General features: G+C 72.6%; 1 protein-coding gene. It reads left to right on the top strand.

Annotated features, from left to right (window positions below; genetic code table 11):
• The coding region (locus ACFVIM_RS29640) for an amino acid adenylation domain-containing protein (RefSeq protein WP_384307680.1) at window positions 1-8243 on the top strand (8243 nt) is incomplete at both ends.

Raw genomic sequence — 8243 nt, 5'->3', positions numbered from 1 at the left:
CCCTCGACCACGCCGAACTCCCCTTCGACACCGTCGTGGAGACCACCAACCCCGAACGCACCCTCGCCCACCACCCCCTCTTCCAGACGATGGTGTCCCACAGCACCGTCACCCAGGACGTGCGACGCCTCTTCGGCCTCGATGCCCGGGTGGAGCGGATCGATCCCGGGGTCACCAAGTTCGACCTCGACATCACCTTCGCGGACTCCGCCCACGGCGACGAACTGGACCTGGAGCTGTTCTACGCCTCCGACCTGTTCGACCGGGACTCGGCGGGCGCGCTCGCGGACCGGCTGCTGCTCCTGCTGGAGCAGGCCGTCGCCGACCCGGCGCGCCCGGTCTCCGCGTACGGGCTGCTGTCCCGCGCCGAGCGGGACCGGCTCGCGCGGTGGAACGACACCGCCCGGCCGGTTCCGGTGGGCTCGGTGGCGGAGCTGCTGGCCGGGCGGGCGGCGGCCACCCCCGACGCGACCGCCGTGGTGTGCGGCGGCACCCGGCTGACGTTCGCCGAGACGGACGAGCGCGTGGAGCGGCTGGCCCGGGTGCTGGCCGACGCCGGTGTCGGCCCCGGCACGGTGGTGGCGCTGGCGCTGCCCCGGTCCGCCGACGCGGTGACGGCCGCGTTCGCGGTGCTCCGCGCGGGCGGCGCGTATCTGCCGCTGGATCTGGACCATCCGGCGGAGCGGCTGGCGTATCTGCTGCGGGACGCCGGTCCGGTGTGTGTGGTGACGGTGGGCGCGGTGGCGGCGGCGGTGCCGGAGCTGCCCGGCGCGCTCCGGCTGGTGCTGGACGATCCCGGCACCGAGCGGCGGCTGGCCGGGGCCCTCCGGCTGCCCGCGCCCCGGCGCGCCGACCCCGCTGACCTCGCGTACGTGATCTACACCTCGGGTTCGACGGGCCGCCCCAAGGGGGTGGCGCTGCACCACGCGGGGCTGACCCGGCTCTACCGGGACCATGAGCGGAAGCTGTACCAGCCGGTGGCGGCCCGGCTGGGCCGCCGGGTGCGGGCGCTGCACACCGCGTCGTTCGCGTTCGATTCCTCCTGGGAGCAGTTGCTGTGGCTGGTCGCCGGGCATGAACTGCACCTTCTGGACGAGGTGGAGCGGCGGGACGCCGAGTTCGTCGTCGGCTATGTGCGCGAGCACGGGATCGACACGCTGGACGTGACCCCGTCCTACGGTCGGCAGCTCGTCGACGCGGGGCTGCTGACGGGCGCCTGGCGGCCGTCGCTGTTCCTGCTGGGCGGGGAGGCGGTGCCCGCGTCGCTCTGGGCGGAGCTGCGGGCGGTGGACGGGGTGGAGACCGTGAACTACTACGGTCCCACCGAGTTCACCGTGGACGCGCTGGAGGCGCGGGTCTCGGACTGCGCGACCCCGGTCGTGGGGCGTCCGCTGGACAACACCCGGGCGTATGTGCTCGACGCGGCGCTGCGGCCGGTGCCGCCGGGGGTGCCGGGTGAGCTGTATCTGGCGGGCGGGCAGACCGCCCGGGGCTATCTGGGCCGCCCAGCGCTGACGGCGGAGCGTTTCATCGCCGACCCGTACGGTGTGCCGGGCGAGCGCATGTACCGCACCGGGGACCTGGCGCGGTGGCGGGCGGACGGGCTGCTGGAGTTCCTCGGCCGCACCGACGACCAGATCAAGATCCGCGGCTTCCGCGTCGAACCCGGCGAGATCGAGACCGCCCTCACCGCCCTCGACGGCATCACCACCGCCACCGTCATCGTCCGCGAGGACACCCCCGGCATCAAACGCCTCATCGCCTACGCCACCGGCACCGCCGACCCCACCACCACACGCGACACCCTCACCCACACCCTCCCCGACCACCTCGTCCCCACCGCCATCATCATCCTCGACACCCTCCCCACCACCATCAACGGCAAGCTCGACCACACCGCACTCCCCGCACCCGAGCCGATCGCCGCCGTGGGCTCCCGGCCCCCGGCGGGCGCGCTGGAGGAGCGGGTCGCCGAGGTGTTCGCGGAGGCCCTGGGGCTGGGACAGGTGGGCGCGGAGGACGACTTCTTCGCGCTGGGCGGGCACTCGCTGCTCGCGACGCGTGTGGTCGGCCGGGTGCGGACGCTGCTGGACACGGCATGCTCCGTACGGGATCTGTTCGAGGCCAGGACGGTCGCGCGGCTGGCCCGGCGGCTCGGTGAGCGGTCGGCCCCGGCCCGTCCGGCGCTGGCCCGGGCCAACCGGCCCGCGTTGCTCCCGCTCTCTCACGCCCAGCGGAGGCTGTGGTTCCTGGACCGGGTGGACGGGCCGGGTGACACGTACACCATCCCGGTCGCGCTGCGGCTGCGGGGCCGGGTGGACGTGGAGGCGCTGCGCGCGGCGGTCGCCGATGTCCTGGCGCGGCACGAGACGCTGCGGACGGTCTGCACCGAACCGGAGGAGACCGCGGGCGAGCCGTACCAGCGGATCCTGGATCCGGCGGACGTTCCCGTGCCGTTCACGGCCGGGCGACTGACGGCGGGCGAACCGGAGGTCGCGGCGGCGCTGGCGGGGACGTTCGACCTGGAGCGCGATGTTCCGGTACGGGTGTCGCTGCTGAGCGCGGCCGATGACGAGCATGTGCTGACGGTCCTCTTCCACCACATCGCGACGGACGAGTGGTCCACGGGCCCGTTCCTGCGGGACCTGGACCGCGCGTACACGGCGCGGGCGGCGGGCCGGGAACCGGACTTCCCCGACCTTCCCGTCCAGTACGCGGACTTCGCGCTCTGGCAGCGCGACCTCCTCGGCGACCCCGCCGACCCGGCGTCCCTGGCCGCCGCCGAGGCGGCCCACTGGCGGAACACCCTCGCCGACCTGCCACGGGAGATCGCCCTCCCGGTGGACCACACCCGGCCCGCCCTGCCCACACACCGGGGCGACACGGTGACCGCCGGGCTCCCCGGCGAGGTGGTGGCGGGTCTGGAGCGGCTGGCGTCCGACTCCGGGGCGACGCTGTTCATGGTGGTGCACGCGGCCGTCGCCGCGCTGCTGCACCGGCTCGGCGCCGGGGACGACATCCCCCTCGGCACCCCCGTCGCCGGACGCACCGACACCGCCCTCGACGACCTCGTCGGCTTCTTCGTCAACACCCTCGTCCTCCGCACCGACCTCAGCGGCGACCCCACCTTCACCGAACTCCTCCACCGCGTCCGCACCACCGACCTCACCGCCCTCGACCACGCCGAACTCCCCTTCGACACCGTCGTGGAGACCACCAACCCCGAACGCACCCTCGCCCACCACCCCCTCTTCCAGACGATGGTGGCGTACGAGGGCGGCGGGCCCGGCCTCGGCGGGCTGTTCGGCACCGTGGCCGAGGAACTGCCGGTGACGGCCGGTGCCGCCAAGTTCGACCTGGAGATCCTGTTCCGGCGGGTGCCGGACGGTTCGGGTGGCGCGGGCATGACCTGCGGGGTGCGGTTCGCGGTGGATCTGTTCGAGCGGGCGGGCGCCGAGCGGCTCACGGAACGGCTGCTGCGGCTCCTGGACGCCATCGCCACCGACCCCGACCGGCCCCTGTCCCGGCTCCCCCTCCTCGACCCCCACGAACACGACCTCGTCATCAACCGTTTCAACGACACCCACCAGAAACTGGACGGACCCACCACCCTCGCCGACCTCGTCACCGCCGGAGCCCACAACGGCACCGCCCTCATCCACGACGGCACCACCCTGAACCGCGCCGACTTCGACCACCGCGTCAACCGCCTCGCCCGCCACCTCATCACCCAAGGCGTCGGCCCCGGCAGCGTCGTCGGCGTCGCCCTCCCCCGCTCCCACGACCTGTTGGTCGCCCTCCACGCCGTCATCCGCGCCGGAGGCGCCTACCTCCCCCTCGACCCCACCCAGCCCACCGAACGCCTCACCCGCATGACCACCACCGCCACACCGGTGTGTGTCCTCACGGACGCGGAGTCGGCGGGGTCCCTGCCCGGCGCATGCGTCGACCTGCACTCCCCCGAGGTCAGGGCCGCGCTGGCGAGGCTCTCCAACGGGCCGGTGACGGACGCGGACCGGCTCGCGCCGCTGCTGCCCCACCACCCCGCCTACGTCCTGTTCACCTCAGGCTCCACCGGACACCCCAAGGGCGTCATCGTCGACCACGCCGCCATCGTCAACCGCCTGCGATGGATGCAGCACACCTACCCCATCGGCCCCGACGACCGCGTCCTCCAGAAAACCCCCACCACCTTCGACGTCTCCGTCTGGGAACTCTTCTGGCCCCTCACCCAGGGTGTGCCATTGATCATCGCCCGGCCCGAAGGACACAAAGACCCCCACTACCTCGCGGATCTCATCCGCCACGAACGCATCACCGTCTGCCACTTCGTCCCCTCCATGCTCGCCGCCTTCCTCACCGAGACCGACCTCACCCACTGCCCCACCCTCCGCCATGTCATCTCCAGCGGCGAAGCCCTCCCGGCAGATCTCGTGCGCCGCTTCCACACGCCCGCGCACGGCACCACGCTGGAGAACCTGTACGGGCCGACCGAGGCCGCCGTGGATGTGACGGCGCTGTCCTGCCCGCCGGGCGCGGCGGCCGGAGCGGAGGCGTCCGTCCCGATCGGTACGCCGGTGTGGAACACCCGGACCTATGTCCTGGACCGGAACCTCGCGCCCGCGCCCATCGGCGTCCCCGGCGAGCTCTACCTCGCCGGAGTCCAGCTGGCACAGGGCTATATCGACAACCCCTCCCTCACCGCCGAACGCTTCACCGCCGACCCCCATGGCGCGCCCGGCGAACGCATGTACCGCACCGGAGACCTCGCCCGCTGGCGCCCCGACGGACTCCTGGAGTACCTCGGCCGCACCGACCACCAGGTCAAGATCCGGGGCCAGCGCGTCGAACTCGGCGAGATCGACGCCGCCCTCGCCACCGCACCCGGCGTCGCCCACACCATCACCGTCCTCCACCAGGACCGGCTCATCGCCTACACCCTCACCACCCCCGGGCACACCCACCACCCCGACACCCTCCACACCCACGCCACCCACCACCTCCCCGAACACATGCGCCCCACCACCTACATCGAACTCACCGAACTCCCCCTCACCCCCAACGGAAAACTCGACCGCAAAGCCCTCCCCGCGCCGCCCGCCCTGGCACCGGGCGCACCGTCGCGGGCCCCGAGGAACGCCCGCGAGGAGATCCTCGCGGGGATCTTCGCCGAGGTACTGGACGTGGCACGGGTCGGCGTGGAGGACGACTTCTTCGCGCTGGGCGGGCACTCGCTGCTCGCGACGCGTGTGGCCAGCCGGGTGCGGACGCTGCTGGAGGCGGACTGCTCCGTACGGGATCTGTTCGAGGCCAGGACCGTCGCGGAGCTGGCCCGGCGGCTGACCGACCGGTCGGCGCCCCCGGACCGTCCGGCGCTGACCCGGGCCATCCGGCCCGTGCTGCCGCCGCTCTCGTACGCCCAGCGGAGGCTGTGGCTGATCGACACCGTGCGCGGTCCGAGCACCACGTACAACGTGCCGCTCGCGGTGCGGCTGCGGGGCCGGGTGGATGTGGAGGCGCTGCGTACGGCGGTCGCCGATGTCGTGGCGCGGCACGAGACGCTGCGGACGGTCTGCACCGAACCGGAGGAGACCGCGGGCGAGCCGTACCAGCGGATCCTGCCCGCCGGGAGTGTCACCGTGCCGTTCGCGGCGCGCCAGGTCGCGGCGGAGCTGCTGGCGGCGGAGGCGGAGGCGGTCTCCCGCCATGTCTTCGAGCTGACCCGGGAGATCCCCGTACGGGTGTCGCTGCTGAGCGCGGCCGACGATGACCACGTCCTGGTGGTGCTGCTGCACCACATCGCGACGGACGAGTGGTCCACGGGCCCGCTGCTGCGGGACCTGGACCGCGCGTACACGGCGCGGGCGGCGGGCCGGGAACCGGACTTCCCCGACCTTCCCGTCCAGTACGCGGACTTCGCGCTCTGGCAGCGCGACCTCCTCGGCGACCCGGCCGACCCGGCGTCCCTGGCCGCCGCCGAGGCGGCCCACTGGCGGCACACCCTCGCCGACCTGCCGGAGGAGATCGCCCTCCCCGGGGACCACACCCGGCCCGCTGTTCCCTCGTACGGCGGTGGTGTGGTGCCGTTCGCGATCGGGCCTGACACCGGTACGGGGCTGGCGCGGATCGCGCGGGAGACCGGGGCGACGATGTTCATGGTGGTGCACGCGGCCGTCGCCACGCTGCTGCACCGGCTCGGCGCCGGGGACGACATCCCCCTGGGCACACCGGTGTCGGGACGGGCGGACGAGCGGGTGGATCCGCTGGTCGGCTTCTTCCTCAACACGCTGGTGCTGCGGGCGGACCTGTCCGGTGAGCCGACCTTCACCGAACTGGTGGAACGGGTGCGGGAGACCGATCTGACGGCGTTCTCGCATGCCGACCTGCCGCTGGAAGCGGTCGCGGAGGCCGTTGGTCCGTTCCGGTCACGGTCCCGGAATCCGCTGTTCCAGACGATGGTGACGTATCACTCCGTCACCACGGAGGTACGGGAGCTGTTCGGCGTCCCGGCCGAGGAACTGCCGGTGGAGATCGGGGGCGCCAAGGTCGATCTGGAGTTCGCCTTCGGGGCGACCGGGGCGGACGGCCGGATCGACGGCGGGGTGCGGTTCGCGGTGGATCTGTTCGAGCGGGCGGGCGCCGAGCGGCTCACGGAACGGCTGCTGCGGCTCCTGGACGCCATCGCCACCGACCCCGACCGGCCCCTGTCCCGGCTCCCCCTCCTCGACACCCACGAACACGACCTCGTCATCAACCGCTTCAACGACACCCACCAGGAACTGGACGGACCGGCCACCCTCGCCGACCTCGTCACCGCCGGAGCCCACAACGGCACCGCCCTCATCCACGACGGCACCGTCCTGGACCGCGCCGACTTCGACCACCGCGTCAACCGCCTCGCCCGCCACCTCATCACCCAGGGCGTCGGACCCGGCAGCGTCGTCGGCGTCGCCCTCCCCCGCTCCCACGACCTCCTCATCGCCCTCCACGCCGTCATCCGCGCCGGAGGCGCCTACCTCCCTCTCGACCCCACCCAGCCCACCGAACGCCTCACCCGCATGACCACCACCGCCACACCCGTGCTGATCCTGACCGACTCCGCGTCGGCGGACACCCTGCCCGGGACATGCCTGGCCCTCGATACCGCAGACCTCACGGCTTACGCGGAGGACGCGGTGACAGACGCGGACCGGCTCGCGCCGCTGCTGCCCCACCACCCCGCCTACGTCCTGTTCACCTCAGGCTCCACCGGACACCCCAAGGGCGTCATCGTCGACCACGCCGCCATCGTCAACCGCCTGCGATGGATGCAGCACACCTACCCCATCGGCCCCGACGACCGCGTCCTCCAGAAAACCCCCATCACCTTCGACGTCTCCGTCTGGGAACTCTTCTGGCCCCTCGCCCAGGGTGTGCCATTGGTCATCGCCCGGCCCGAAGGACACAAAGACCCCCACTACCTCGCGGATCTCATCCGCCACGAACGCATCACCGTCTGCCACTTCGTCCCCTCCATGCTCGCCGCCTTCCTCGCCGAGACCGACCTCACCGACTGCCCCACCCTCCGCCATGTCATCTCCAGCGGCGAAGCCCTCCCGACCGAGCTGGCGGAACGATTCCGTGACGCGGCCGGGGACACGGGCGCGACCCTGGAGAACCTCTACGGGCCCACCGAGGCCGCCGTCGACGTCACCGCCGTGTCCAGCGCCTCCGCCGCACCGACAGGCACCTCCTCCGTCTCCATCGGCGCACCCGTATGGAACACGCGGACCTATGTGCTGGACCGGAACCTCGCGCCCGCGCCCATCGGCGTCCCCGGCGAGCTCTACCTCGCCGGAGTCCAGCTCGCACAGGGCTATATCGACAACCCCTCCCTCACCGCCGAACGCTTCACCGCCGACCCCTACGGCCCACCCGGCCGGCGCATGTACCGCACCGGAGACCTGGCGCAGTGGCATCCGGATGGGACGCTCACCTATCTCGGCCGGACCGACCACCAGGTGAAGATCCGAGGCCAGCGCGTCGAACTCGGCGAGATCGACGCCGCCCTCGCCACCGCACCCGGCGTCGCCCACGCCATCACCGTCCTCCACCAGGACCGCCCCGGCATCCACCGACTTATCGCCTACACCCTCACCACCCCCGGAGACACCCACCACCCCGACACCCTCCACACCCACGCCACCCACCACCTCCCCGAACACATGCGCCCCACCACCTACATCGAACACACCGAACTCCCC

The organism is Streptomyces sp. NPDC057638 (assembly GCF_042800315.1).
Classification (GTDB): domain Bacteria; phylum Actinomycetota; class Actinomycetes; order Streptomycetales; family Streptomycetaceae; genus Streptomyces.
This window is presented reverse-complemented; position numbering and strand designations above follow the sequence as displayed.